We start from the raw sequence: 22,816 nt of genomic DNA, 5'->3' as shown, positions 1-22,816 counted from the left end.
TGCTCCCAGGGGCGCTGTGGGTGACGTGTCGAGTCTACGGTCATCCGGGGTTAATCACGGAATCGAACTGCCGTGTCCTTCGTTATCTGTAAACAGGCGTGACGGCGGTCTCAATTCCATTGCGGTGCCGACAGTGACGAAGATCGCGTTTCTCTTCTGATTGGTCGGCGTGTCGGTGTCTCCGCGTGGCGAGGAAACGGTCACGGCGGGCTCACGAATCGGGCAGGCTGACCAGCGGCAGCCAGTCGCCCACCTCACCGGCCCTGGATCCGGACAGCTGCACCAGGCCGCGCGCCGCCGCATCGGTGACATCGAGCGACCCCGTGGCGAGCAACAGCCAGGTACGCGCATCCGTCTCCACCACATTGGGCGGGTTGCCGCGGGTGTGCCGGGGACCCGAGATGCATTGCACGGCAACGAACGGTGGCACCCGGACCTCGACGCTGGCGCCCGGCGCGACCGCAGCCAGGGTCCGGACCGTCAGGCGGACGGCCTCGGCGAGTTCGGCCCGTTCGGGTTGGGGCCGGCGCGCATCATGGAGCCAGTCCGCAACCGCCGCCACCGCGGCGCGGGTCTTCGCCGGATCGGCGCTGCGGCGGGCGACCATACTCTAGGGTCTCAAAATGGTTGTCGACCGCCATCATCCGCCCTACAAGGTGGCTGGCGCGGCGGTCTTGACGGTGGCCGCGGTGGCGGTCGCGCTGATCTATCTTCAGTTCCGCGGCGACTTCGCAACACCGACACAGCTGACGTTGCAGTCGTCACGTGCGGGCCTGGTCGTTGAGCCCGGGTCGAAGGTGACCTACAACGGGGTGGAGATCGGCACGGTGTCGCGGATCGGCATGGCCGACGTGGACGGTGCGGAGAAAGCCCGGCTCACCCTCGATGTCGACCCCGGTTCATCAAGTTCATTCCGTCCAACGTGACCGCCGAGATCAGGGCGACCACAGTGTTCGGCAACAAGTACATCTCGTTCAGCAGTCCTAAAAGTCCTGTCGCACAGCATGTCTCGAGCAATGAGATCATCGACGCCGCGTCGGTCACCACGGAGTTCAACACCGTGTTCGAGACGGTCACCGCCATCGCCGAACAGGTCGACCCCGTCAAACTGAACCAGACGCTGGCGGCGGCGGCCGAGGCGCTCTCGGGACTTGGTGACGAGTTCGGCGAGTCGTTGCTCAAAGGCAACCGCATCCTCGGGGACCTGAACGGGCGGATGCCACAGATCCGCGTCGACACCCAGCGGGTGGCCGGCCTGGCCGACGTCTACGCCGACGCGTCGCCGGACCTGTGGGCCGGTCTGGAGAACGCGGTGCAGGCCGCGCGGACGTTCAACGACTACCGCGGCATGATCTTCTGCACCATCCGCAACTATCACGACGTCGCACCGGACTTCGCCCGCGTGCTGGGCAACAACGGGTATTCACTGGCCTCCGCGGGCACCATCCTGGGCGCCGGGAACCCGTTCGTGTACCCCGACAACCTGCCACGGGTGAACGCGCACGGCGGTCCCGAAGGGCGGCCCGGGTGCTGGCAGAAGATCACCCGCGAGCTGTGGCCGAATCCCTATCTGGTGATGGACACCGGCTACAGTCTGGCTGCCTACAACCATGTCGAGATCGGCCAGCCGTTCCTCATCGATTACGTGTGCGGCCGTCAGATCGGCGAGCCCACCATCAACCCCTGAGGTTTGACATCAACAAATATTGAGGTCCTACCGTGGCCTCATGACCCTCAAAACGCATGAGATCGAGTTCCTGCGCCAGGCCGATCTGGGCCGGTTGGCCACGATCCAGCCCGACGGGACGCCGCAGAACAGCCCGGTCGGGTTCACCTACAACTCGGAGTTGGGCACCATCGACATCGCCGGGTTCCGCATGTCGCACAGCCAGAAGTACCGCAACATCGCGCGCAACGACAAGGTGGCGTTCGTCGTCGACGACATCACCTCACGCGATCCGTGGCGGGTGCGGTGCCTGGAGATCCGCGGCACCGCCGAGCAGGCCGAGATCGCCCCGGCACGTGGGGCGGCCGGCGATGATCTCGACACCGCGATCATCCGGGTCACCCCCCGGCGGATCATCAGTTTCGGGATCGACGACCGAGACAGCGAGCCCCACCAATTGCAACCGGACATCCGCGACGCCTGAACTGGCCGGTGTTGCCGCCACAACCCCGACCTCATTGATCGCCGGCTGATGTGACCGGGGATCGATGAAATCGGCCGCGATGGGCGTTAGCTCTCCGGGGTCGATCGGAGGGGGTGGCGGTTGTCCGAACGCGGAACCGTAGATGTCAGAGTTCTCATCGGCAGCAGCCGGTTCAGCCGGGTGCGGATTGCCGGGGTCCTGCTGTGCGCTGTCGTCGTCTTGTTCGACGGTTTCGATCTGCAGATCATTGGTCTCGCCGCGCCGTCGATCGCCAAGACGATGAACCTGCCGGCGTCCGCGCTCGGTGAGGTGTTCTCCGCCGCCGTCGCCGGACTCGCCGCGGGAAGTCTCGCGCTGGCCCCGTGGTCGGATCGCTTCGGCCGCAAGGCCGTATTGGTACCCGCCGTAGTTGTCTTCGCAATGTTCACGCTGGCCACGCCGGCGGCAGGAACCCTCGCAGTGCTCTTGGCGTACCGCTTTGTCACCGGGCTTGGTCTTGGCGCCGCCGTTGTCTGTGCGGTGACCCTGGCCTCGGAGCTCGTCGGACCGCACCGGCGAGGAGTCATCGCCGGCACCCTTTACACGGGTTTTCCCTTGGGTGGTGTCTTGGCAGGTCTGCTGGGTAGCACGCTCAGCGCCGCCACCGGTTGGCAGAGCTTGTTCATTGTGGGCGCGGTAGGTCCACTTGTGACGGCTGTGCTGTTGATCGCCGTGCTGCCCGAATCGCTGACATTCCTCGTGGGAAAGCAGGCGCCGCGAGAACGCGTCAGACGGGCGATGGAACGCATCGTCCCTGACGCCGATGTCGATCCCGATCGGCTCTTCGCGGAGCGGCGTGTCGACGGTCCTGGTATGCAGGTCGGCCGGCTGTTCGCCGACGGCCGTCGTCTTGCGACGGTATTGCTGTGGACCGTCTCGTTCGTGGTGTTCGGCATCCTCGTCATCGACTCATCCTGGGTGCCTACGTTGCTTGCGCCCGCTGGCCTTTCAGTCACGCGGTCTGCGTTGGCGCTGGCGCTGTTCAACGCCGCGAGCATGGTAGCGACAGCGGCAGGCGGCTGGTTGGTGGCGCGTCTCGGCGCCGGCCGGGTGATATCCACAGCGTGTGTCGTGGCAGCCGTAGGTCTCGGTGGAGTCGGATTGGTCGCGCCGTCTTTCCTCGGTGTCGCCGCGATGGAAGTTCTTGTCGGCCTTGGTCTTGGATGCGCGAGTTCGGGTGTCATCGCCCTTGCCGCTGCTGCCTATCCGACCGTGCTCCGCTCGACGGGTCTCGGCTGGACGATGGGACTCGGCCGCATCGGTTCCTTCGTCGGCCCCCTGCTTATCGGCACATTGGCCACCATGGCATGGCGTATTGCCGCTATTTTCGGCGTTCTGAGTGCAGCCTGCTTGGTCGGCGCGGTGGCCGCCCTGGCGCTCCGAAACATCGCGACGTGAGCCAACGGTCGGAAACGCGCGGCGGTCAGCGTCTGCCCTGCACGACCAGGGTCGCCACCGCACCGACTTCGTTGATGGCCAGATGGGCCAGCATCGGTGCGGCGAGGCTGCCGGATCTGTCGTGCAGCCATCCGAGACTCCAGCCGGTGACCGCGGTGGCGAAGACGGTCCCGAGCACGGGGTGTCCCGTGAGCCGGGCGTCGACGATGTGCCACAGCCCGAATGTCACCGACTGGAGCCACCGCGCGCCGACCGGTCCGAACGCCTCCTGCGCCATGCCGCCGAGCATCGCCCGGAAGGCGACCTCCTCGGGCCAGACGGTGCCCAACGGGATGTCCAGCAGCAGCCAACGTACCGGATGGTCGGACCGTTTCCGCCGCACCATATCGGCCCGCACCTGGGGGACCGCCGTGATCACGGCGCCGACGAGCGCGATGGCCGCGGCGGCGGGCACGCCGTTGCGCAGGCCCGAGGTGAGCGCGGGCGGGCGCAGCCCCAGCGGCGGCCGGGTGAGCGCGGCGAGTCCGGTGCCCAGCGCCGCGTTCAGGACGGGGTGGAAACGGACCCGGGGCGCGGCGAAACTCCAGCCGACCAGAGCCGCCGCCGTCGCGAGTGCCCGAAACTTGCCGGCACGCATCAGTATTCGGGCCCATCGGCCGCTTCGGTCTTTTCCAGCGCCAGCCGGATCCGCTCGGTGTCCGCGGATGTCCACCCGTCGGGCGGTGCAACGGCGGCCCAGCCGTCCAGCACCAGGTCGCCGTAGTTGTGGCCGTGCCCTCCCGGTACCGAGCTCGCGTTGGTCATATCCGCGGCGACCTGCCAGAACGTGATGATCGGGTACCAGCGCATCGATGCCGTGCGGTCGCGGCCGGGTGGTTCCCGCAGCCAATCGGGCCGGGCGAACAGTAGATCGGCCGACCACCACACGATCGGATCGGACGGGTGCTGCAGGAACAGCACGCGGGTGCCCTGCCACGGCGCGGACGTGTCGCGGTCGATCTGGGTGCCGTCGACGGCCTGGGAGAACCGGACGGTGCGGCCGTTGTCGTAGCGCGGCTCGACCTCCCGGGTGCCCGGGTCGCGTCGCGCTGTGATGCCACGCCAGAGCGGGCTGGCGTTGGGCGGCCCCACCCACAGCACCGAGGAGAAGCCCATCTGCGCGATATCGGGCAGCCAGTCGAACGCTCCCTGGCCCGCCATCGAGCCGAGGCTCTCGCCGTACAGCACTAGTTTCGGGCGGTGGTCCGGCGGCAGTTTCATCCAGCGGTCGTGGATGGCGACGATCATCATCCGGCCGGACTTCATCGACTTCTCTTCATCGCCGAGAAACGAAATCCAGCTGGGCAGATAAGAATACTGCGATCCGACAAGTGCGGTATCGCCGTTGTACATCAATTCCAGCGATCGAGCGGCCACCGGGTTGATCCACCCGGTGCCGGTGGTCGGGATGATGACCAGCACCTTGCGATCGAAGGCGCCGGTGCGCTCGAGTTCGCTCATCAGCACCGCCATCCGCGCGTCGTCGGTGGCGGCCGTCTGCAATCCGACATACAGCCGGATGGGTTCCTTGGCCGGTCTGCCGTTGAGACGGGTCAACTCGTCGACGTCGGGCCCGGTGGCGACGAAGTTGCGCCCCTGGAAGCCCAGGCTGTCCCACGGCGCGAAAGACGTTGGGCTGCCGGAGCGTTCGGGTGCCAGCGGTTGGGTGATTCCGGCTCGGGTGGTGGTGTTCTGGGGCTGGAACACGCGGTTCGCGCCGACCAGAAAGCCACGGATGAGAACACCGTTGATCAAGGTGATCGCCAGCACGACGACGACCGCGGTACCGATGAACAACGCGGTCTCGTCATGCAGGTGCCAGCGCCTGATCAGATACCTGGCCATCGTCTTGATGAGGTCCAGAATCACCCGCGCCCCGCCCACGCAGACCCCGCCGACCAACAGCGCGATCACCAGCGTTCGAAGGTAGCCCAGCGTCGACGGGCCTTCCATGCCCATCACCGCTGACACCTGACGCTGCCAAGAGGCAGACGGAATTAGCATCACCAGGCTGGCCGCGATCGAGCCCACGACGCTGACCACCTTGGCCCAGTATCGCACCCGCTTCGGGGGTGGCCACCAGGTGCGTCGATGTAACACGAAGCGGTGCACAATCTTTCGCGTGAAGACACCGATCCCGTAACCGATCGCAGCATTCACGCCGCTGATGAGACCCTGAAACAGCCAGTCACGCGGCAGCAGCGACGGGGTCAGCGACAGACAGAAGAAGAGCGTGCCGAACACGACCCCGATGAAGTCGAGATGCACCAGGCTCCACGCCCAGACCAGCAGCGGATGTCGTTCGCGTGGGGGTGCACTCACCCGAACAACCCGGGAAGCACGCCCTCCGACGTGCTGCGCAGATCCTCCAGAGAAACGGTGAACAAGCCCTGAACCTCGACGGCCGGCCCTTCTCCCGGCTGTCCCTGATCCACCACGCCGATGCGGGTCGCCGGCAATCCGCGAGCCTCGCACATCGCCACGAACCTGCTCTCCTCGGTGCGCGGAACCGCCACCAGCGCACGGCCTGCCGACTCCGAGAAGAGAAACGTAAACGGGCCTGTGCCTGATTGGAGACCTTCGGGAACAACTATGCGACAACCGGTTTCGCCCGCGAGCGCCGCCTCGACGACGGCCTGGATCAGACCGCCCTCGGAAAGGTCATGAGCGGCGGACACCAGCCCGTCGCGAGATGCGGCGGCCAGCACCTCGGCCAGTAGTTTCTCCCGGTCGAGGTCGACCTTCGGCGGCAGCCCGCCCAGATGGTCTGCGGTCACCTGCGCCCAGATCGAGCCGTCGAGCTCGTCGCGGGTGTCGCCGAGCAGGATCAGCGTCTCCCCCGGTTCGGTGCCCAGCCCGGTGGGGATACGGCGCTTGACATCGTCGATCACACCCAGCACCCCGACGACCGGCGTAGGTAGGATCGCCGTGGTGCCGGTCTGGTTGTAGAAGCTGACGTTGCCGCCGGTGACCGGAATACCCAGTGCCGCACAGCCGTCCGCGAGACCACGGACGGCCTGCTCGAACTGCCACATCACGCCGGGGTCCTCCGGCGAGCCGAAGTTCAGGCAGTTGGTCACCGCGATGGGCGTGGCGCCCGTGACCGCGACGTTGCGATAGGCCTCGGCCAGCGCCAGCTGCGCACCGGTGTAGGGATCGAGTTGGGTGTAGCGCCCCGACGCGTCGGTCGAGATGGCGATGCCGCGGCCGGTGGCCTCATCGACGCGCAGCACGCCACCGTCGGAATCCTGTGCCAGCACGGTGTTGCCCCGGACGTACCGGTCGTACTGCTCGGTGATGTAAGCACGGCTGCACAGCTGCGGACTACCCACCATCGCAAGCAGCGTCGTGCGCAGCTCGTCGCCGGTGACCGGGCGGGGCAACCCGGCCGAGGTGTCGGCGTTGAGCGCGTCCTGGCTCTCCGGCCGCTCGACGGGCCGTTCATAGACCGGTCCTTCGTGGGCGACCGTCCGCGGCGGGACGTCGACGACCGTCTCGCCGCGCCAGGTGATCTCGAGCCGGTCGCCGTCGGTGACCTCACCGATGACCGTCGCCAGCACCTCCCACTTACGGCACACCGCCATGAACTTGTCGACGTTCTCCGGCGTGACGACCGCGCACATCCGTTCCTGCGACTCGCTGGACAGAATCTCGGCCGGGGTCATGTTGGCCGCGCGCAATGGAACGGAATCCAGTTCGACCCGCATGCCACCATCACCGGCTGATGCGAGTTCAGATGTCGCGCAGGACAATCCGGCCCCACCGAGGTCTTGGATGCCGACCACCAGGCCGTTGGCGTACAGCTCGAGACAGCATTCGATGAGCACCTTCTCCATGAAGGGGTCGCCCACCTGAACCGACGGCAGCTTCTTGCGTCCGGGCGCGCCGCTCTCGTCGCCGCCGAACGTCTCCGACGCCAGCACCGATACGCCGCCGATCCCGTCCAGGCCGGTGCGGGCGCCGAACAGGATGATCTTGTTGCCCGTGCCCGACGCAAAGGCCAGGTGCAGGTCCTCCTTACGCAGCACGCCGACGCACAGCGCATTCACCAGCGGGTTGCCCCCGTACGACGCGTCGAACACCGTCTCGCCGCCGATGTTCGGCAGACCGAGCGAGTTGCCGTAGCCACCGATGCCGCGCACGACACCGTCCACGACGCGGCGGGTGTCCGGCGCATCGGCCGCGCCGAACCTCAGCTGGTCCATCACGGCGACCGGCCGCGCGCCCATCGCCATGATGTCGCGGACGATGCCGCCGACACCGGTGGCCGCGCCCTGGTAGGGCTCGATGTAGGACGGATGGTTGTGCGACTCCACCTTGAACGTGGCGGCCCAGCCGTCGCCGATGTCGACGACCCCGGCGTTCTCACCGATGCCGGCGAGCATGGCCGCTCGCATCTTCTCGGTGGTGGTCTCACCGAAGTAGCGCAGGTGCACCTTCGAGGATTTGTAGGAGCAGTGCTCGCTCCACATCACCGAATACATCGCCAGCTCGGCGTCGGTCGGGCGACGGCCGAGAATTTCGCGTATCCGCTGGTACTCGTCGTCCTTCAGGCCGAGTTCGCGGAAAGGCTGCGGATGGTCGGGAGTGGTGGCGGCCCTCTCGACCGTGTCGATCTCGTGGGAGAGCCCGGACGTCACCCGCTCAGTCTAGTTTGGGGGTTGCGATAAGCGCGGGCAGCCGCGGGCGCGCCGACGCCGTGCAACACGACACTGCCCAGCACCGCGACCACCATCGTCATCAGCGCCGCGTGTTCGGCCTCCCCGACCAGCACGTTGAAGGCGAGCAGGCCGAAGACGATCGACGTGGTGCCCCGCGGCCCGAGCCAGCCGATCAGCAATCGTTCCCGCCAGGAGAACGGTGACCCGAGCATCGCGATCAGCACCGGCACCACACGCACGACGGTGAGCGCCAGCAGGCAGAACACCACCATCGTCCACGACACGCCCGACGACAGCGCCAACACGGCGGTGGCCCCGAAGACGAACCACATGCCCGCGGAGAGCAGGAACCCCATGTCGTCGAGCAATGTCAGTTCGCCGCGGAGCGCCGACGACTGCCGCAGATAGTTGAAGGCGATCCCGCAGACGAACGCCGAGACGAAGCCGTTCCCGTGAAGCGCCAGGCTCAGCCCGTAGGCCAGCAAGGGGGCCGTCACCAGGATCACCCGCTTGCTCTGATCGGTCATCGCGCCGCGACTCTCGGCGGCGTTGATGAGCAGCGCCAGCGCGGATCCCATCGCAAGACCGACCAGGATCGCCTTGACCGCCTGCGGGACGGCGGATGCCACGGCTGCGATCGGCGTGTCGGCATGGGAACGGTCACCGGCGACCGCCAGGGCGAAGATGAAGATCGGCGACACGATGCCGTCGTTGTAGCCCGCCTCGACGTTGAGCACGTTGCGGACCCGGACGGGGACCCGATCGTCTCGCAGGATCGAGGCGGCGGGCGCGAAGTCGGTCGGCACCACCACGCAGGCCACGATGAGCAGCACCGCCCACGACAGTCCGGGAAGCAGCCACAGTCCCGCGGCGACCGACAATGCCAGGCTCAGCGGCATCGCCACGAACAGGATGCGCACCGCCGAGCGCGGCTCACGGCCGAACAGTCCGCCGCGGATATCGGTTGCATCGACGAAAAGCAGGACCGCCAGGATGATTTCGGCGACGTGCTGGGCGGCGTCGGTGTTGAGCGAGTCCGCCAGCACGTCCTGAGTGGTGAAGCCGACCGCCACTCCGGCCAGCACCAGCACCATCGGCGCGGTGAGCCGCATTCGCTCCAGGCGTGCCGCTCCCAGTGCCCACGCAGCGAGCACCACGCAGACCGCGATCAGGGAGAGCAGCACGACCGCGATCTTTCCAGCGATCGCCCGGGCTCACCCGGTGCAACGCCACGTGTCGCCGATCGCCAAGACCGCGACGTCGGCGGTCCACAGAAACGGCGATCACGTTGAGGCCACGCGCGATTGGTCGGCCGCCGCCGTCACCCTCCGGCGATGCAGAAGGCGTTGCCGTCCGGGTCGGCCAGCACCACCCATTCGAAATCGCCGAAGTTACCCCGGCCGGTCTCGCTGGCCCCGAGCCCGACCAGCCGCTTGACCTCGGCCTCCATGTCGGAGGCACTGAAGTCGACGTGCACGCGGTTCTTGCCGGGAGTGGGGTCGTCGACCTTCTGGAACGCCAGCCCGGGGCCCTCCGGCCGGGACACGGTGACAAAAAACGGTGGTGCGACAGGGTTTACCTGCCCGTCGAGCGCGCGGGCCCACCAGTCGGCGAGCCGTTCCGGGTCGGTGCTGTCGAACGTGATGTTCTCGGTTTTGAGCGCCATACGCCCGACCCTAGCTTTCCAGCGCCGGCAAAGTTCACCGATTCCGTTTGCGTCCGGCAGCGACGGGTAGGTCTGCCGTGTCACGCAAAAAACGAATCGGAAGGAGACGTGACCATGACTTCCAGCACCGAAACCGGCCAAGTCACCGGCACCAAGGACAAGGCCTATAACCTGGTCTGGTTCACCGAGAAGTGTCTCGACAACGCGCTGCGGCTGGAGACCTACATTCAGGACGCCGAACGCGACGGGGACAATGCGGTCGCCGATCTCTTCCGCAAGGCGCAGGCGGACAGCCGCAAGGGCGCGGAGATGGCCAAGGATCTACTCAAAACGCGCCTGTAGCGTCAAGCCGCTGACAGAAACGCCGACAGCGCGGCCGAGTAGGCAGCGACATCATCGACACCCATCACCTCGCGTGCCGAATGCATCGCGAGCTGCGCGGCGCCGACATCCACGGTGGCAATGCCGGTCCGCGCGGAGGTCATCGGCCCGATGGTCGAGCCGCACGGCAGATCTGCCCGGTGTTCGTAGCGCTGCAGCGGAACGCCGGCCTGGGCGCACGCCAACGCGAAAGCCGCCGCGGTGCGACCGTCGGTGGCGTAGCGCAGGTTCGGCTGCACCTTCAGCACCGGGCCCGCGTTCACCTCGATCAGATGGCCGGGCTCGTGGCGCTCGGGATAGTTCGGGTGGGTGGCGTGCGCCATGTCACCAGAAGCGACCATCGATCCGGGCAACCGACGAAGGAACTCCTCCCGTCCCCCGCCGGCCGCCAGCGTGATTCGCTCCAGCGTCGTCAGCAGCAGGTCGGATTGCGCGCCGTGGTCCGACTGCGAGCCGACCTCTTCGTGGTCGAAGAGGACGAGCACCGGCACATGGTCCCCCGGCCGTGCGGCGAGGAACGCTTCCAGCCCGGCATAGCAGGTGGCCTGGTTGTCCAGGCGGGGTGCGCTGAGTAGTGCGCGGTCGACGCCGGTCAGCCCCGATGGGGTCAGGTCGTGGGTCATCAGATCCGCACCCAGCACCGCGTCGCCATCGACGCCGGCCTGCGCGGCGACGTAGGCCAGGAAAGACCGGGTGCCGCTGCCCACCCCCCAGACGGCGTTGACATGGCGCTGCGGGTCCAGCGTCACGGCCTTGCGGTCCTCGGCGAGGTGGATCGCCAGCTGAGGAACCCGAAGGATCGGTGCGTCGACGCGCACCAGACGGTGCTCGATGCGGTTGTCGACACGCACCGACAACCGGCCACTGACGCCGAGGTCGCGGTCGAGCCACGAGTTCAGCCACGCGCCGCCGTAGGGCTCGAGTGCCACCACCTGCCAGCCGGCGACGAACCGGTCGGGATGCTGCTTGACCCTCAGGTTCGGGCTGTCGGTGTGCGCGCCGACGATGCGGAACGGCCGGCCCGGCTGGTCACCGCTCTGCCAGGCGATCAGCGAGCCGGCCCGCACCGTGTAGAAGTTCCCCCGGCTCGGCCAGCCGTCCGCCTCCGACAGTTCGGTGAAGCCTGCGGTGTCGAGTCGCCGCGCAACCGTCTCGCAGACGTGGAACGGCGATGGTGACGCGTCGATGAACTCACACAACCCCTGCGCGCTGGCCCCTGTCATGGTTCACCATCATTGCCGACCGACCTATTCGCTAGGGTCTAACGGTGCCCGACCCACTGCCACAACCGGTAACGGCGCCGTTGACACCCGCAGCCATCTTCCTCGTGATGACCATCGATGAGGGCGGTGAGGAGGCCGTTCACGACGCGCTGTCCGATATCTCGGGTCTGGTGCGCGCCGTCGGCTTCCGCGATTCTGACAAGCGCCTGTCAGTGATTACCTCGATCGGCTCAGATGCCTGGGACCGCTTGTTCTCCGGGCCGCGGCCCGTCGAGCTGACCCCGTTCGCCGAACTACACGGGCCGAGTCACGATGCACCAGCGACCCCGGGCGACTTGCTCTTCCATATCAAGGCGCTGTCCATGGACATGTGCTTCGAGCTGGCCTCCCGGCTCGTCAAGGCGATGGGCGCGGTGACCGTGGTCGACGAGACGCACGGCTTCCGGTTCTTCGACAACCGCGACCTGCTCGGCTTCGTCGACGGCACCGAGAACCCCGAGGGCCCACTTGCCGTGTCGGCCACCGAAATTGGCGATGAGGACCCCGACTTCGCCGGCGGTTGTTACGTGCACGTGCAGAAGTACGTCCACGACATGGGCTCGTGGGAGGCGCTGTCGGTCACCGAACAGGAGTTGGTGATCGGACGCACGAAACTCGAGGACATCGAGATGGACGACGACGCGAAACCGGCCACCGCCCACATCGCGCTCAACGTGATCGAAGACGACGACGGCAACGAGCTGAAGATCGTCCGGCACAACATGCCGTTCGGGGAGATCGGCAAGGGCGAGTTCGGCACGTATTTCATCGGTTATTCACGCACCGCCGCGGTCACCGAGCGGATGCTGCGCAATATGTTCATCGGTGATCCGCCCGGCACCACCGACCGCATCCTGGATTTCTCGACCGCCGTCACCGGCGGCAAGTTCTTCACACCGATCGTCGACTTCCTCAACGATCCACCGCCCCTGCCTGATTCACGACCCGAAGAAGAGCCAGAGGTCACCGCTGCGCCCTCTATGCCCGTCATCACCAACGGGTCGCTCGGCATCGGCAGCCTGAAAGGAAACCCGCAATGAACAACCTGTATCGCGAACTGGCCCCGGTCACCGATGCCGCATGGCAGGAGATCGAGACCGAGGCGACGCGAACGTTCAAGCGGCACATCGCCGGCCGGCGGGTGGTCGACGTCAGCGACGCGGGCGGACCGGTGACGGCCGCGATCAGCACCGGCCACCTCACCGACGTCGCCGCGCCGAGCGACGGCGTGATCGCACATCTGCGTGCCGCCAAGCCGTTGGTCCGGCTGCGCGTGCCCTTCACCGTGACCCGCGATGCCATCGATGACGTCGAGCGCGGCTCGCAGGACTCGGACTGGGATTCGGTCAAGGAGGCCGCGCAGAAGCTGGCGTTCGTCGAGGACCGGGCGATCTTCGAGGGTTACCCGGCCGCCTCCATCGAGGGGATCCGGGCGTGTAGCTCCAATCCGGCGCTGGCGCTGCCCGACGACCCGCGCGAGATTCCCGACGTTATGGCGCAGGCGCTGTCGGAGCTGCGGCTGGCGGGCGTCGACGGGCCGTACTGCGTGCTGTTGTCGGCCGAGGTGTACACCAAGGTCAGCGAGACCACCGAGCACGGCTATCCGATCCGCGAGCACCTCAGCCGTCTGGTCGACGGTGAGATCATCTGGGCGCCCGCCATCGACGGTGCATTCGTGTTGTCTACTCGCGGTGGAGATTTCGACCTCCAGCTGGGCACCGACGTGTCGATCGGCTACCTGTCCCACGACGCGGAAACGGTGCAGCTGTACCTGGAGGAGACGATGACGTTCCTGTGCTACACCGCGGAGGCATCGGTCGCGCTCACGGCGTAGCCGTCAGGAGTGCGCTCGCCGGTGTCGAAAGCCACCGGGACATGAACCGGTGGGCCGCGAAAGCCGATCTTGCCCACCTCCAGTTCCATCGGCGACCTCGAGCCCTGACCCGGTCAGCCGCCCGGCGATCGCAGGATGCGTACCCACCAGAAGAGGTGCACCCCGAACATCCGGGCGATCACGGTGCGTCGAAGGACAGGTATCACCCGCTCGTTCACGCCGCAGCTCAGGCGGCCAGCACGACGTCCAGGGCGGAGTAGAACAGGCCCAGACCGTCGTCAGAGGGGCCGGTGAGGGCCTCGGTGGCGTGCTCGGGATGCGGCATCAACCCGACCACCCTTCCGTTGGCCGAGGAGATGCCCGCGATATCGCGCATCGATCCGTTCGGGTTGTCGCGGTAGCGGAACACCACGCGGCCCTCGCCCTCGAGCTCGTCGAGCACCTTGGCGTCGGCGACGTAGCGTCCCTCGCCGGACTTGAGCGGCACCAGCAGGTCAGCCCCCAGCTCGTAGCGCGACGTCCACGCCGACGTGTTCGACGCGACCTCCAGCCAGAGGTCCCGGCAGACGAAATGCAGGCCTGCGTTGCGGGTCAACGCACCCGGCAGCAGACCGGCCTCGCACAAGACCTGAAACCCGTTGCAAATCCCGAGTACCGGCATTCCGCGGCCCGCGGCGGCCACCACCTCACCCATCACCGGCGCGAACTTCGCGATGGCGCCGCAACGCAGGTAGTCGCCGTAGGAGAACCCGCCGGGCACCACCACGGCGTCGACACCTTTCAGGTCGGCATCGGCGTGCCACAGGTTGACGGATTCGGCACCGGCCAAGCGGACGGCGCGCGCCGCGTCCACGTCGTCGAGCGTGCCGGGGAAGGTGATCACGCCCACCCGCGCGGTCATGATTGCTCCCTGCTGACCGACCAGTCCTCGATCACCGTGTTCGCCAGCAGCGATTCGGCGATCTCGGCGACCGTCTCGTCGGCGAGGCCGTCATCGACCTCGAGCTCAAAACGCTTGCCCTGCCGGACATCTGATACTCCACCAAAGCCGAGACGTCCCAGCGCACCGACGATCGCCTGCCCCTGCGGGTCCAAGATCTCGGCCTTGGGCATCACATGCACCACCACCCTTGCCACGGCGACAACTCTACCGGCGGGCCCGGTCGGCGTGGCTCACCGGCACGATCCGAGATATGCGCTGCACAGGGGCGTGGCCATGGCGTCGAGTACCCGCGCATCCGGCACCGCCTGCCAGTCGACGTGGGTCGGCAGGGTGGCCCACAGGGCGAGTTCGACGACCGTGCTGCTGGCGGGGTCGGCGAGCAGGTATTCGTGCATCACCCGCTGGTCCGCCGTGCTGATCACCGCGGCGATCCGGCCGGGTTCGCTCAGGGTGATCGACGGCGACGTCTGCGGAGCGGTCTGCTGACAGCCCCACAGCCGCGACCTCGCGGTTTCGAGGGCGAGCATCGCGGTCGGCCCACCCGCGACGGTGTCGCCGCGCCAGTGCATGATCTGCGCCCGAAGCTGCCAGTGTCCGTCCCGGTTGGGCACCACCGTGCGGGCGGCCACGGCATAGTCGCGCGGGTCGCCGGCAACGGGCGGACTGGCGCACAGCTCCTCGAACCCGAAGCGCGGAGAACGCACCGTGACCGCCAATCCCGCCAGGCCGGGCCACCGGTAGCTCGAGTTGAGCGGAATCGACGTGGGGGCCATCCATGCCGAATCGGGGATCGCATCGCAAATCGGCGGGCAGAAGCCCGGCACGGCACCGGCCCGCGGAACGGACACGGGGGCGATCCCCAGCCCGCAGGCCGCCAACGCGACCGCCAGCATCAATCGCACGTCTCCCGCACCCCCTGGGGCCCCTCCACGTCACAATATAGGCATGCAATTGACGCATTTCGGCCATTCATGCCTACTCGCGAGCTTCCGCAATAATTCCGGTGATGACACCACAGTCTTGTTCGACCCGGGCAACTTTTCGCACGGATTCGAGGGCGTCACCGGGCTGTCGGCGATCCTGATCACCCACCAGCATCCCGACCACGCCGATAAGGACAGGCTGCCCGCACTGGTCGAGGCCAACCCGCAGGCCGCGCTGTATGCCGATCCGCAGACCGCCGCGCAACTCGGCGGAGGATGGATGGCCGTCAACGTCGGCGACGAACTCGGCATCGGGCATCTGACCGTCCGCGGCGTCGGCGGGCGGCACGCGGTGATCCACCCGGAAATTCCTGTGATCGACAACATCTCGTATCTCGTCGGCGACGGCGACCACCCCGCGCGTCTCATGCATCCCGGCGATGCGTTGTTCGCCCCTGGTGAGCCGGTCGACGTCTTGGCCGCTCCTGCGGCCGCGCCCTGGATGAGGATCTCCGAGGCCGTCGACTACCTGCGGGCCGTGGCACCGTCGCGCGCCGTGCCGATCCATCAGGCGATGGTCGAACCCGCCGCCCGCGGCATCTACTACGGCCGGCTGACGGAGATGACCGACACGGACTTCCAGGTACTCACCGAGGAAAGCGGAACGGAATTCTGATTCGCAGCTAGCCGATGTCGCGTGCGGCCGCGCGTCCGGCCGCCCGGCCGGAGAACACGCACCCGCCGAGGAATGTGCCCTCCAACGAGCGGTAGCCGTGCACGCCGCCGCCGCCGAAACCGGCGGCCTCGCCCGAGGCGTAGAGCCCGGGGAACACCGAGCCGTCGGATTTGAGCACCCGCGCGTCGAGATCGGTTTCCAGACCGCCCAAGGACTTGCGGGTCAGGATGTGCAGCTTGACGGCGATCAGTGGACCCGCCTTCGGATCGGTGATGCGGTGCGGAGCGACGACACGGCTGATCCGGTCGGGCAGGAAGGCCCGCGCCCCGCGAATCGCGGTGACCTGGCTGTCCTTGGTGAACTTGTTGGCCACCTCGCGATCGCGTGCGGTGACCTCCGCCTCCACCACGTCATAGTCGAGTGGCGCCACGTCGGGCAGCTGGTTCATCGCGGATATCAAGTCCCGCAACGAGTTCGCCGTCACGAAGTCGATCCCCTCGTCGACGAATGCCTGGACCGGTGGGGGTGCACCGGGTCTGACGCGGGCGAGCAACTGGCGCACGCTGCGCCCGGTGAGATCGGGGTTCTGCTCCTGGCCGGACAGACTGAACTCCTTCTCGATGATGCGGGCATTCAGCACGAACCACGTGTAGTCCTGGCCGGTTCGGGCGATGTGCTCGAGCGTGCCGAGGGTGTCGAAGCCGGGATAGAGCGGCGGCGGCAACCGCTTTCCCGTCGCGTCCAGCCACAGCGATGATGGGCCCGGGATGATCCGGATGCCGTGCAGCGGCCAGATCGGGTCGTAGTTGGTGATGCCCTCGGTGTAGTGCCACATTCGGTCGCTGTTGATGACGCGACCGCCCGCCGCCTCGGTGATGCCGATCATCCGCCCGTCGACGTGGGCGGGCACACCGCTCAGCAGTTGGTCGGGGACCCGGCCCATGCGCTCCGGCCAGTTCTTGCGCACCAGATCGTGGTTGCCGCCGATGCCGCCGCTGGCGACGATCACGGCCGATGCCCGGAGTTCGAACTCGCCCAAAGTGTTTCGCGACGACGCCACGCCGCGCGCAGTGTCCGCCGGCTCCAGCACCGCACCGCGCACACCGACGACGGCGCCGTTTTCGACGATCAATTCATCGACGCGGTGACGTTGGACGAACTGCGCATCGGACGCCTCGCGCAGCCGGCGCGCGAAGATGTCGACGATCGCGGGCCCGGTGCCCCAGGTGATGTGGAACCGCGGCACCGAGTTTCCGTGTCCGCGCGCGTCATAGCCGCCGCGCTCGGCCCAGCCGACGAGTGCGAACGTCTGCAGCCCGCGCTCGCGCAGCCAGCTGCGCTTCTCCCCCGCCGCGAAATCCACGTAGGCATGCGCCCACTGCCGCGGCCAGTGGTCCTCCGGCCGGTCGAACCCCGCGGCGCCCAGCCAGTCCTGAAGGGCCAGCTCGTGACTGTCCTTGATGCCCAGCCGCCGCTGTTCGGGGCTGTCGACGAAGAACAACCCGCCGAACGACCAGTACGCCTGGCCGCCGATGTTGGCGGCGTTCTCCTGGTCCACGATCAGCACCCGCCGACCCCGGTCGATCACTTCACAGGCGGCGACCAGGCCGGCCAGCCCTGCACCTACGACGATGACGTCGGCTTCGCGCACGCGAGGAGCATCAAGACCATCTGCCATGGCCGCCAATCTAGCGGCCGCCGCCAATCAGGCGGCGTCGGTCAGGGCCGGGTACGGGAGCCACTGGTACACGGCGGGCACGCACTGGTGCATCAGGGCTAGGTCGACGGCGTCGAGCATGGCCTGCCTGGGTCCGGACCGGCCCAGGTGCCGCGCCGCCACCGCCACCCGGACGATCCCGTCGCGCCGCGCGGTGCGTTCGGCCGACAACACCAGCGTGCGGCACCACCACGGCTCGGCCAGGAAGCCCTCGCCGATACCGAGCACCCTGGTGCGCACCGTGTTCTGACGCACCAGATCGGTCATCCCGGACAGCCCGGCCAGTAGTCGAAATCCATTGCGCGGCAAAGCTGTTACCGTACCCGCCGACACTGTCCAGCCGGGGGCGGCAAAGAGCCGGGTGCGCAGGCCGAGGTGCTCCAACACCCGGTCGGCGGCCATCAGCCGCAAGTTGGCCTCGTGCGCGGGCAGCGTCGCGAACTCGCCACGGCGCGTCTTGGTGGCGGCCTCGTCGAATCCGTGCAGCACAATGGCGTCGCCTCGGTCGCGACGCCCGGCCAGCCACTCGACGGTCGGCCCGTCCTGATCGAGCCGGTAACCGCCCTTGATCCGCGGTGCCACCAGGAAGGAAGCGGGCACCCCGCGTGCGCCGAGTTGGCCGCAGAATGCCTCGACCTCTGGCAAGGTGCGGTCGCTGATCCCCGAAACGGAGACGATCAGTTGTCCAGCCACGTATGCAGTATGGCAACGAGTGGTGTCGCAACGGTTGCCAACACGTGGGCGGCAGTTGACGTTCCGCTATCGCGGTAAAACTTTTTCGATCGCCGCGATCACCTCGGGATCGTCCGGAACGGTTCGCGGACGGAACCGATTCGCCACCCTCCCGCCGGGTGCGAGCAGGAACTTCTCGAAATTCCACCGGATATCACGGTATACAGCGGGTGCCGGTCGGGACCGTCGACATCGGTCTTGGCCAGTAGCGGAAACGTCACGCCGACACGCCGACCGCTGCCAGACCGCGGTCCGCCGATTCGGCGAGCGTCGTCGGCCGGCCGTCCAGCGTGGTCAGGGCGATGTCGGTCAGCGGCGTGTGCGTCATGGTCGGCACGGTACCCGCGCGGCGAGTCAGCTCTTGAACAGCATCTGGGCGATCCGCTCGGCCTTCGCCGCCGGGTCCGTGTCGGTGTCGATCGCCCCGTTGAGCCAGAGCATGGCGAAGCCGTGCACGAGCGACCACGCCGCGAGCGCGGCGCCGTCGGGGTCCGACCTGGCCCGCGGATCGTCGAGTGTGCCGACACCGGTGGCCAGTTCGGCTCCCGCCGCCTCTCGGGCGGCGACGAGTTCGGCATCGTCGGGATTGACCAGCGACCGGTCGAACATCACCGCGTAGTGGCCGGGATGATCGAGCGCGAACCGCACGTATGCCAGTGCGGCGTCGATGAAGTCGGGCCGTGCCCCGGCAAGAGCGGCGGACAGCAGCCGCCAGCCCTGCGCCGCCAGCGCGGTGAACAGGCCGCGGCGATCGGCGAAGTGGTGCGCGGGTGCGGCGTGGGAGACGCCGGCGGCGCGTGCGAGTTCGCGCAGCGAGATCCCGTCGGCGCCCCGCTCGGCCACCAGCTCTGCGGCTTGCCCGAGAATGACGGCCTTCAGGTCTCCGTGGTGGTACGTGTCCCTGCTCATCCGGCGATCCTAACCTCTAATCTTGACAATGCCTAGATCATTGCCTACCGTGTATCTTGTCACTGACTAGATCGGAGAGAGGGCGAGATGGCCGTCATCATCACCCCCGTGCTCGGCCCGAAGCCGTGGCCGTGGGCCTGGCCGCGATGTTCCTGGTGACCGGGATCGCCCACTTCGTCAACCCGCTCCGACGGGACATGATCGCGATCGTGCCGCCGCGGCTGCCCGCGCCGGCACTTCTCGTCACCATCACCGGTGCGCTCGAACTGCTGGGCGCCGCCGGACTGCTCTATCCGCCGACCCGGGTCGCGGCGGCGGTCTGCCTGTTCCTGTTGATGGTGGCGATGTTCCCGGCGAACGTGTACGCATCGCGCATGCCGGCCGCACCGAAGTCCATGACCACCCGGCTCGACGTTCGGACGGCCGAAGAGGCCCTCTACCTAGCCGCTGTCGCCGTCGTCTTCGGCCTTGGCGGCATCCAGTAACCAGGCGTACTGGAAGGCGGTTTCCTTCCACCGCTCGTAGCGTCCGCTGATGCCACCGTGGCCGGCGTTCATCTCGGTCTTGAGCAGGACCGAGGCGGCGCCGGCGCCTGAATTGATCTGCGTGTATCGAAGCGCCGCAATCCATTTCGCGGGTTCTACGTAGAAGACCCGGGTGTCGTTCAGCGACGTCATCGCAAGGATCGGCGGATACTGCTTGGCCTCGACGTTCTCGTACGGGGAGTAGGACTTCATATAGGCGTAGACGTCGGGATCCTCCAACGGGTTTCCCCACTCGTCCCACTCTGTGACAGTCAGCGGCAGCGACGGATCGAGGATCGTGGTGAGCGGATCGACGAACGGGACCGCCGCGAGGATGCCGGCGAACAGTCCGGGCGCCATGTTGGCCACGGCACCCATCAGCAGACCGCCCGCGCTGCCGCCGAGCGCGACGAGGTTTTCCGGCCGGGTCACATCGGTGTCGACGAGATACTGTGCGACCGCGATGAAATCGGTGAAGCTGTTCTTCTTCTCGAGCAGCTTGCCGTGCTCGTACCAAAGCCGGCCGAGCTCACCGCCGCCGCGGACATGGGCGACCGCGAAGACCATGCCGCGGTCCAGCAGCGACAAGCGGGCGATGGAGAATCGCGGGTCCTCGCACGACTCATAGGCGCCGTACCCGTACAGCAATGCCGGCGCCGGATAATGCACCCCGGTGCGGTGCACGATCGAGATCGGGACGCGCGCGCCGTCGGGAGCGATCGCCCAGTCCCGACGCTCCACATATTCGTCTGGGTGGTAATCGCCCAGCACCGGTTGTTCGCGCAGCAGCGTGCGCTCTCCGCTGGCCAGGTCGATGTCATAGATCCGCACCGGGGTGACGAACGACGTCACACCGACCCGCAGCTTCGGCGAGCTCCAGTTGGGGTTGCCGGACAGACCCGCCGACATCAGCTCCGATTCGAACGTGATGTCCTCGGGGTGGCCGTAATCGCCGTCGGCGTAGATGGGCCACAGCTGGATTCGCGGCAAAGCTTCACTGCGGTAGCTGACCACCAGATGGCCTTCGAACGCATCGACGGCGTCCAGCCGCACGTCGTCGCGGTGCTCGATCAACGTGCGAAACGCGGTGGGGTCGCCGACCGGGGCCTCGACCAGCGTGAAGTTCTCCGCGCCGTCGTTGTGCAGGATCAGGAAGCGGTCTTCACCGCCGATCACCGCGTGTTCGATGGAGTACTCGACCAGTTCGCGGCGCGGCCAGACCATGGTGAACTCGGTTTGCGGGTCCGCGGCGTCGCCAAAGCGCATCTCGGAAGTGACCGCGCTGCCCGCCGCGATGATGATGTATTTGTCGCTGCGCGTGCGCCCCACCGCGAGCCAATATTTCTCGTCCGCTTCGTGATGCACCCGTTCGGCGGGCAGCCCGGCGCCCAGCCGGTGGCGCCAGACGGTGTCGGGCCGCCAGGCCTCGTCGACAGTGACGTAATAGACCGTCCGGTTGTCGGCCGCCCAGGTGGCTCCTGCGCCAATGCCAACGATCTCGTCGTCATAACGCACCCCGGTCCGCAAGTCTTTGAACCGCAACGTATATCGCTCGTCGCCCTTGACGTCCACCGAGTACGCCAGCACGTTGCCGTCCAGGCTGACGGTGGCGGCGCCGAGTGCGAAGAAGTCGTGTCCCTCGGCCTCGGCGTTCTCGTCGAGCAGCACCTGTTCGCCGGGTATCTCGGCCTGCTCCTCCAACTGCGGTGGCGCCCAGTCATCGGGATCGGTGACCGGGCAACGGCAGTGCACGCTGTACTGCTTGCCCTCGAAGCTGCGGCCGTAATACCACCAGTAGCCGCGACGCATGGGCACCGACAGATCGGTCTCCTTGGTGCGGGCCTTGATCTCGTCGAAGATCTTCTGCCGCAACGGTGCCAGCTCCGACGTGACATGTTCGGTGTAGTCGTTCTCCGCCTCGAGGTATGCGACGACCTCGGGATCGGTCTTGTCGCGCAGCCACTCATAGGGGTCGATGAACACGTCGCCGTGATGCTCGCGGCGGTGCTCAACACGCTTGGCGACCGGCGGGTTGGCGCTCACGCGGCCGCCCCCAGCCAATCGTCGAAGCGCAGGCCGGAGATGCGTTCGTAGGCCTCGATATAGCGCGCGCGGGTCACCTCGACGATGTCGGGGGGCAGGGCGGGCGGCGGCTTGTCGCCGTTACGGTCCCAGCCCGACTCGGGACCGGTCAGCCAGTTGCGGACGAACTGTTTGTCGAAGCTCTGCTGCACAACGCCTTCGCGCCAGTCCTCGGCACGCCAGTAGCGCGACGAGTCCGGTGTGAAGACCTCGTCGGCCAGCCGCAGGTTGCCGTCCCTGTCGACGCCGAATTCGAACTTGGTGTCCGCGACGATGATTCCCTTCGTGAGTGCGTGGTCGGCACCCTGGAGGTAGGTCTGCAGGGTGCGCTCGCGCAGCTGGTTGGCGCGCACGGGTCCGACCAACGCGATCACGTCGTCGAACGTGATGTTCTCGTCGTGGCTGCCCAGTTCGGCCTTGGTGGCGGGGGTGAACAGCGGTTCGGCGAACTTGCTCGCCTCTCGGAGGCCGGCCGGAAGCGCGATGCCGCAGACCTTGCCGGTCCTCTGGTAGTCGAGCAGTCCGGAGCCCGTCAGGTACCCGCGGGCGACCGCTTCCACCGGCAGCATCTCGAGTTCGGAGACCACCAGCGCGCGCCCCAACACCTTTTCGGGAATGCGGTCGTCGTCCGGCGGGCCGGCCAGATGGTTGGGCGCCTCGACATAATCGAAGAAGAACACGCTCATCGCGGTCAGGATGCGGCCCTTGTCGGGAATCTCCGAGCCGAGGATGTAGTCGTAGGCCGAGATCCGGTCGGTGGCGACAAACAGCAGGTGCCGGTCGTCGATGCGATACAGCTCGCGGACCTTACCGCTGGCCAGATGCAGGTAGTCGGACAGAGCGGGGCGCATCGGGTCAGCCTATCGGGCAGCATCAGTCC

21 protein-coding genes and 3 pseudogenes are annotated in these 22,816 nt (G+C 67.3%); 8 read left to right on the top strand and 16 right to left on the bottom strand.

Annotation, left to right across the window (positions count from 1 at the left end):
• Nucleotides 1–211: 211 nt before the first annotated feature.
• On the bottom strand, nucleotides 212–607 hold the full coding sequence (locus ACVWWN_RS10300) for a sterol carrier family protein (RefSeq protein WP_457143806.1): 396 nt from the start codon (nucleotides 605–607) through the stop codon (nucleotides 212–214).
• A gap of 16 nt (nucleotides 608–623) precedes the next feature.
• Here ACVWWN_RS10300 and ACVWWN_RS10295 point away from each other — a divergent pair.
• The 3 genes and pseudogenes from ACVWWN_RS10295 to ACVWWN_RS10285 all read left to right on the top strand — a co-directional run bounded on the left by ACVWWN_RS10295 (nucleotide 624) and on the right by ACVWWN_RS10285 (nucleotide 3,587).
• A pseudogene (locus ACVWWN_RS10295) lies at nucleotides 624–1,687 on the top strand (MCE family protein).
• 40 nt (nucleotides 1,688–1,727) lie between these two features.
• Nucleotides 1,728–2,150 (top strand): PPOX class F420-dependent oxidoreductase, encoded by a 423-nt coding sequence (locus ACVWWN_RS10290; protein WP_457143805.1) that lies wholly within the window; start codon nucleotides 1,728–1,730, stop codon nucleotides 2,148–2,150.
• Between the two features lie 120 nt (nucleotides 2,151–2,270).
• Nucleotides 2,271–3,587: an MFS transporter gene (locus ACVWWN_RS10285; protein ID WP_457143804.1), complete on the top strand. Its 1,317-nt coding sequence runs from the start codon at nucleotides 2,271–2,273 to the stop codon at nucleotides 3,585–3,587.
• Between the two features lie 25 nt (nucleotides 3,588–3,612).
• On the opposite strand, the gene ACVWWN_RS10280 is transcribed toward ACVWWN_RS10285, so the two are convergent.
• The 5 genes from ACVWWN_RS10280 to ACVWWN_RS10260 all read right to left on the bottom strand — a co-directional run bounded on the left by ACVWWN_RS10280 (nucleotide 3,613) and on the right by ACVWWN_RS10260 (nucleotide 9,953).
• Nucleotides 3,613–4,224, bottom strand: coding sequence for an Rv0804 family intramembrane glutamic endopeptidase (locus ACVWWN_RS10280; protein WP_457143803.1), 612 nt, complete (start codon nucleotides 4,222–4,224; stop codon nucleotides 3,613–3,615).
• The gene (locus ACVWWN_RS10275; RefSeq protein WP_457143802.1) at nucleotides 4,224–5,948 is read right to left on the bottom strand and encodes an alpha/beta hydrolase; all 1,725 of its coding nucleotides are present in this window, start codon (nucleotides 5,946–5,948) and stop codon (nucleotides 4,224–4,226) included. The genes ACVWWN_RS10280 and ACVWWN_RS10275 overlap by 1 nt, the downstream gene beginning before the upstream one ends.
• Nucleotides 5,945–8,242 carry a phosphoribosylformylglycinamidine synthase subunit PurL gene (gene purL / locus ACVWWN_RS10270; protein WP_457149072.1) on the bottom strand — a complete coding sequence of 766 codons (2,298 nt, stop codon included), beginning with the start codon at nucleotides 8,240–8,242 and terminating at the stop codon, nucleotides 5,945–5,947. The genes ACVWWN_RS10275 and purL overlap by 4 nt, the downstream gene beginning before the upstream one ends.
• A 20-nt stretch (nucleotides 8,243–8,262) precedes the next feature.
• Nucleotides 8,263–9,471: a cation:proton antiporter gene (locus ACVWWN_RS10265; RefSeq protein WP_457143801.1), complete on the bottom strand. Its 1,209-nt coding sequence runs from the start codon at nucleotides 9,469–9,471 to the stop codon at nucleotides 8,263–8,265.
• A 137-nt stretch (nucleotides 9,472–9,608) separates the two neighbouring features.
• Nucleotides 9,609–9,953: a VOC family protein gene (locus ACVWWN_RS10260; protein WP_457143800.1), complete on the bottom strand. Its 345-nt coding sequence runs from the start codon at nucleotides 9,951–9,953 to the stop codon at nucleotides 9,609–9,611.
• A 114-nt stretch (nucleotides 9,954–10,067) separates the two neighbouring features.
• On the opposite strand from ACVWWN_RS10260, the gene ACVWWN_RS10255 reads away from it, so the two are divergent.
• Nucleotides 10,068–10,295 carry a hypothetical protein gene (locus ACVWWN_RS10255; protein ID WP_457143799.1) on the top strand — a complete coding sequence of 76 codons (228 nt, stop codon included), beginning with the start codon at nucleotides 10,068–10,070 and terminating at the stop codon, nucleotides 10,293–10,295.
• 2 nt (nucleotides 10,296–10,297) lie between these two features.
• Here ACVWWN_RS10255 and ACVWWN_RS10250 read toward each other — a convergent pair whose 3' ends face one another.
• Nucleotides 10,298–11,557 (bottom strand): M18 family aminopeptidase, encoded by a 1,260-nt coding sequence (locus ACVWWN_RS10250; RefSeq protein WP_457143798.1) that lies wholly within the window; start codon nucleotides 11,555–11,557, stop codon nucleotides 10,298–10,300.
• Between the two features lie 44 nt (nucleotides 11,558–11,601).
• Here ACVWWN_RS10250 and ACVWWN_RS10245 point away from each other — a divergent pair, with 44 nt between their 5' ends.
• On the top strand, nucleotides 11,602–12,636 hold the full coding sequence (locus tag ACVWWN_RS10245) for a Dyp-type peroxidase (RefSeq protein ID WP_457143797.1): 1,035 nt from the start codon (nucleotides 11,602–11,604) through the stop codon (nucleotides 12,634–12,636).
• Nucleotides 12,633–13,430, top strand: coding sequence for a family 1 encapsulin nanocompartment shell protein (locus ACVWWN_RS10240; RefSeq protein WP_457143796.1), 798 nt, complete (start codon nucleotides 12,633–12,635; stop codon nucleotides 13,428–13,430). The genes ACVWWN_RS10245 and ACVWWN_RS10240 overlap by 4 nt, the downstream gene beginning before the upstream one ends.
• Before the next feature lie 226 nt (nucleotides 13,431–13,656).
• Here the strand turns inward: ACVWWN_RS10240 and purQ are convergent, their stop codons facing one another.
• Genes purQ through ACVWWN_RS10225 form a run of 3 tightly spaced genes read right to left on the bottom strand, consistent with a single transcriptional unit; the run spans nucleotide 13,657 to nucleotide 15,275 of the window.
• Nucleotides 13,657–14,331 (bottom strand): phosphoribosylformylglycinamidine synthase subunit PurQ, encoded by a 675-nt coding sequence (purQ, locus tag ACVWWN_RS10235; protein ID WP_457143795.1) that lies wholly within the window; start codon nucleotides 14,329–14,331, stop codon nucleotides 13,657–13,659.
• Nucleotides 14,328–14,567 (bottom strand): phosphoribosylformylglycinamidine synthase subunit PurS, encoded by a 240-nt coding sequence (gene purS, locus ACVWWN_RS10230; protein ID WP_457143794.1) that lies wholly within the window; start codon nucleotides 14,565–14,567, stop codon nucleotides 14,328–14,330. Before purS ends, purQ begins: the two co-directional genes overlap by 4 nt.
• Before the next feature lie 36 nt (nucleotides 14,568–14,603).
• The gene (locus tag ACVWWN_RS10225) at nucleotides 14,604–15,275 is read right to left on the bottom strand and encodes an ATPase (protein ID WP_457143793.1); all 672 of its coding nucleotides are present in this window, start codon (nucleotides 15,273–15,275) and stop codon (nucleotides 14,604–14,606) included.
• Nucleotides 15,276–15,318: 43 nt separating this feature from the next.
• Between ACVWWN_RS10225 and ACVWWN_RS10220 the strand changes: the two genes are divergently transcribed.
• Complete coding sequence (locus ACVWWN_RS10220) at nucleotides 15,319–15,972, top strand: MBL fold metallo-hydrolase (protein ID WP_457143792.1); 654 nt, start codon at nucleotides 15,319–15,321, stop codon at nucleotides 15,970–15,972.
• A gap of 7 nt (nucleotides 15,973–15,979) precedes the next feature.
• Here the strand turns inward: ACVWWN_RS10220 and ACVWWN_RS10215 are convergent, their stop codons facing one another.
• The 4 genes and pseudogenes from ACVWWN_RS10215 to ACVWWN_RS10200 all read right to left on the bottom strand — a co-directional run bounded on the left by ACVWWN_RS10215 (nucleotide 15,980) and on the right by ACVWWN_RS10200 (nucleotide 19,330).
• A complete protein-coding gene (locus ACVWWN_RS10215) occupies nucleotides 15,980–17,650 on the bottom strand; it encodes an FAD-binding dehydrogenase (protein ID WP_457143791.1) in 1,671 nt (556 codons plus the stop codon).
• Nucleotides 17,651–17,677: 27 nt separating this feature from the next.
• The gene (locus ACVWWN_RS10210) at nucleotides 17,678–18,382 is read right to left on the bottom strand and encodes a DUF2334 domain-containing protein (protein WP_457143790.1); all 705 of its coding nucleotides are present in this window, start codon (nucleotides 18,380–18,382) and stop codon (nucleotides 17,678–17,680) included.
• Nucleotides 18,383–18,448: 66 nt separating this feature from the next.
• Nucleotides 18,449–18,749: pseudogene (locus tag ACVWWN_RS10205) on the bottom strand (hypothetical protein).
• A gap of 26 nt (nucleotides 18,750–18,775) precedes the next feature.
• Entirely contained in the window at nucleotides 18,776–19,330 is a 555-nt protein-coding gene (locus tag ACVWWN_RS10200; RefSeq protein ID WP_457143789.1) for a TetR/AcrR family transcriptional regulator, read from the bottom strand.
• A gap of 116 nt (nucleotides 19,331–19,446) precedes the next feature.
• Between ACVWWN_RS10200 and ACVWWN_RS10195 the strand changes: the two are divergent.
• Nucleotides 19,447–19,815: pseudogene (locus ACVWWN_RS10195) on the top strand (DoxX family protein); the annotation flags it as partial.
• On the opposite strand, the gene ACVWWN_RS10190 reads toward ACVWWN_RS10195, so the two are convergent.
• Together ACVWWN_RS10190 and ACVWWN_RS10185 are read right to left on the bottom strand one after the other, a co-directional pair.
• A complete protein-coding gene (locus tag ACVWWN_RS10190) occupies nucleotides 19,771–21,897 on the bottom strand; it encodes a S9 family peptidase (protein ID WP_457143788.1) in 2,127 nt (708 codons plus the stop codon). The pseudogene ACVWWN_RS10195 and the gene ACVWWN_RS10190 overlap by 45 nt on opposite strands.
• Nucleotides 21,894–22,787, bottom strand: coding sequence for a phosphoribosylaminoimidazolesuccinocarboxamide synthase (locus ACVWWN_RS10185; protein ID WP_457143787.1), 894 nt, complete (start codon nucleotides 22,785–22,787; stop codon nucleotides 21,894–21,896). Before ACVWWN_RS10185 ends, ACVWWN_RS10190 begins: the two co-directional genes overlap by 4 nt.
• Between the last annotated feature and the right edge of the window lie 29 nt (nucleotides 22,788–22,816).

The sequence above is a fragment of the Mycobacterium sp. URHB0021 genome, from assembly GCF_054057895.1.
This window is presented reverse-complemented; position numbering and strand designations above follow the sequence as displayed.

Excerpts from the sequence above, each read along its gene's own strand:
- ACVWWN_RS10200 (WP_457143789.1), bottom strand. The coding sequence starts at position 19,330 with ATGAGCAGGGACACGTACCACCACGGAGACCTGAAGGCCGTCATTCTC.
- ACVWWN_RS10255 (WP_457143799.1), top strand. The coding sequence starts at position 10,068 with ATGACTTCCAGCACCGAAACCGGCCAAGTCACCGGCACCAAGGACAAG.
- ACVWWN_RS10250 (WP_457143798.1), bottom strand. The coding sequence starts at position 11,557 with ATGACAGGGGCCAGCGCGCAGGGGTTGTGTGAGTTCATCGACGCGTCA.
- purQ (WP_457143795.1), bottom strand. The coding sequence starts at position 14,331 with ATGACCGCGCGGGTGGGCGTGATCACCTTCCCCGGCACGCTCGACGAC.
- ACVWWN_RS10300 (WP_457143806.1), bottom strand. The coding sequence starts at position 607 with ATGGTCGCCCGCCGCAGCGCCGATCCGGCGAAGACCCGCGCCGCGGTG.
- ACVWWN_RS10215 (WP_457143791.1), bottom strand. The coding sequence starts at position 17,650 with ATGGCAGATGGTCTTGATGCTCCTCGCGTGCGCGAAGCCGACGTCATC.
- ACVWWN_RS10280 (WP_457143803.1), bottom strand. The coding sequence starts at position 4,224 with ATGCGTGCCGGCAAGTTTCGGGCACTCGCGACGGCGGCGGCTCTGGTC.
- ACVWWN_RS10220 (WP_457143792.1), top strand. The coding sequence starts at position 15,319 with ATGCAATTGACGCATTTCGGCCATTCATGCCTACTCGCGAGCTTCCGC.
- ACVWWN_RS10260 (WP_457143800.1), bottom strand. The coding sequence starts at position 9,953 with ATGGCGCTCAAAACCGAGAACATCACGTTCGACAGCACCGACCCGGAA.
- ACVWWN_RS10240 (WP_457143796.1), top strand. The coding sequence starts at position 12,633 with ATGAACAACCTGTATCGCGAACTGGCCCCGGTCACCGATGCCGCATGG.
- ACVWWN_RS10185 (WP_457143787.1), bottom strand. The coding sequence starts at position 22,787 with ATGCGCCCCGCTCTGTCCGACTACCTGCATCTGGCCAGCGGTAAGGTC.
- ACVWWN_RS10290 (WP_457143805.1), top strand. The coding sequence starts at position 1,728 with ATGACCCTCAAAACGCATGAGATCGAGTTCCTGCGCCAGGCCGATCTG.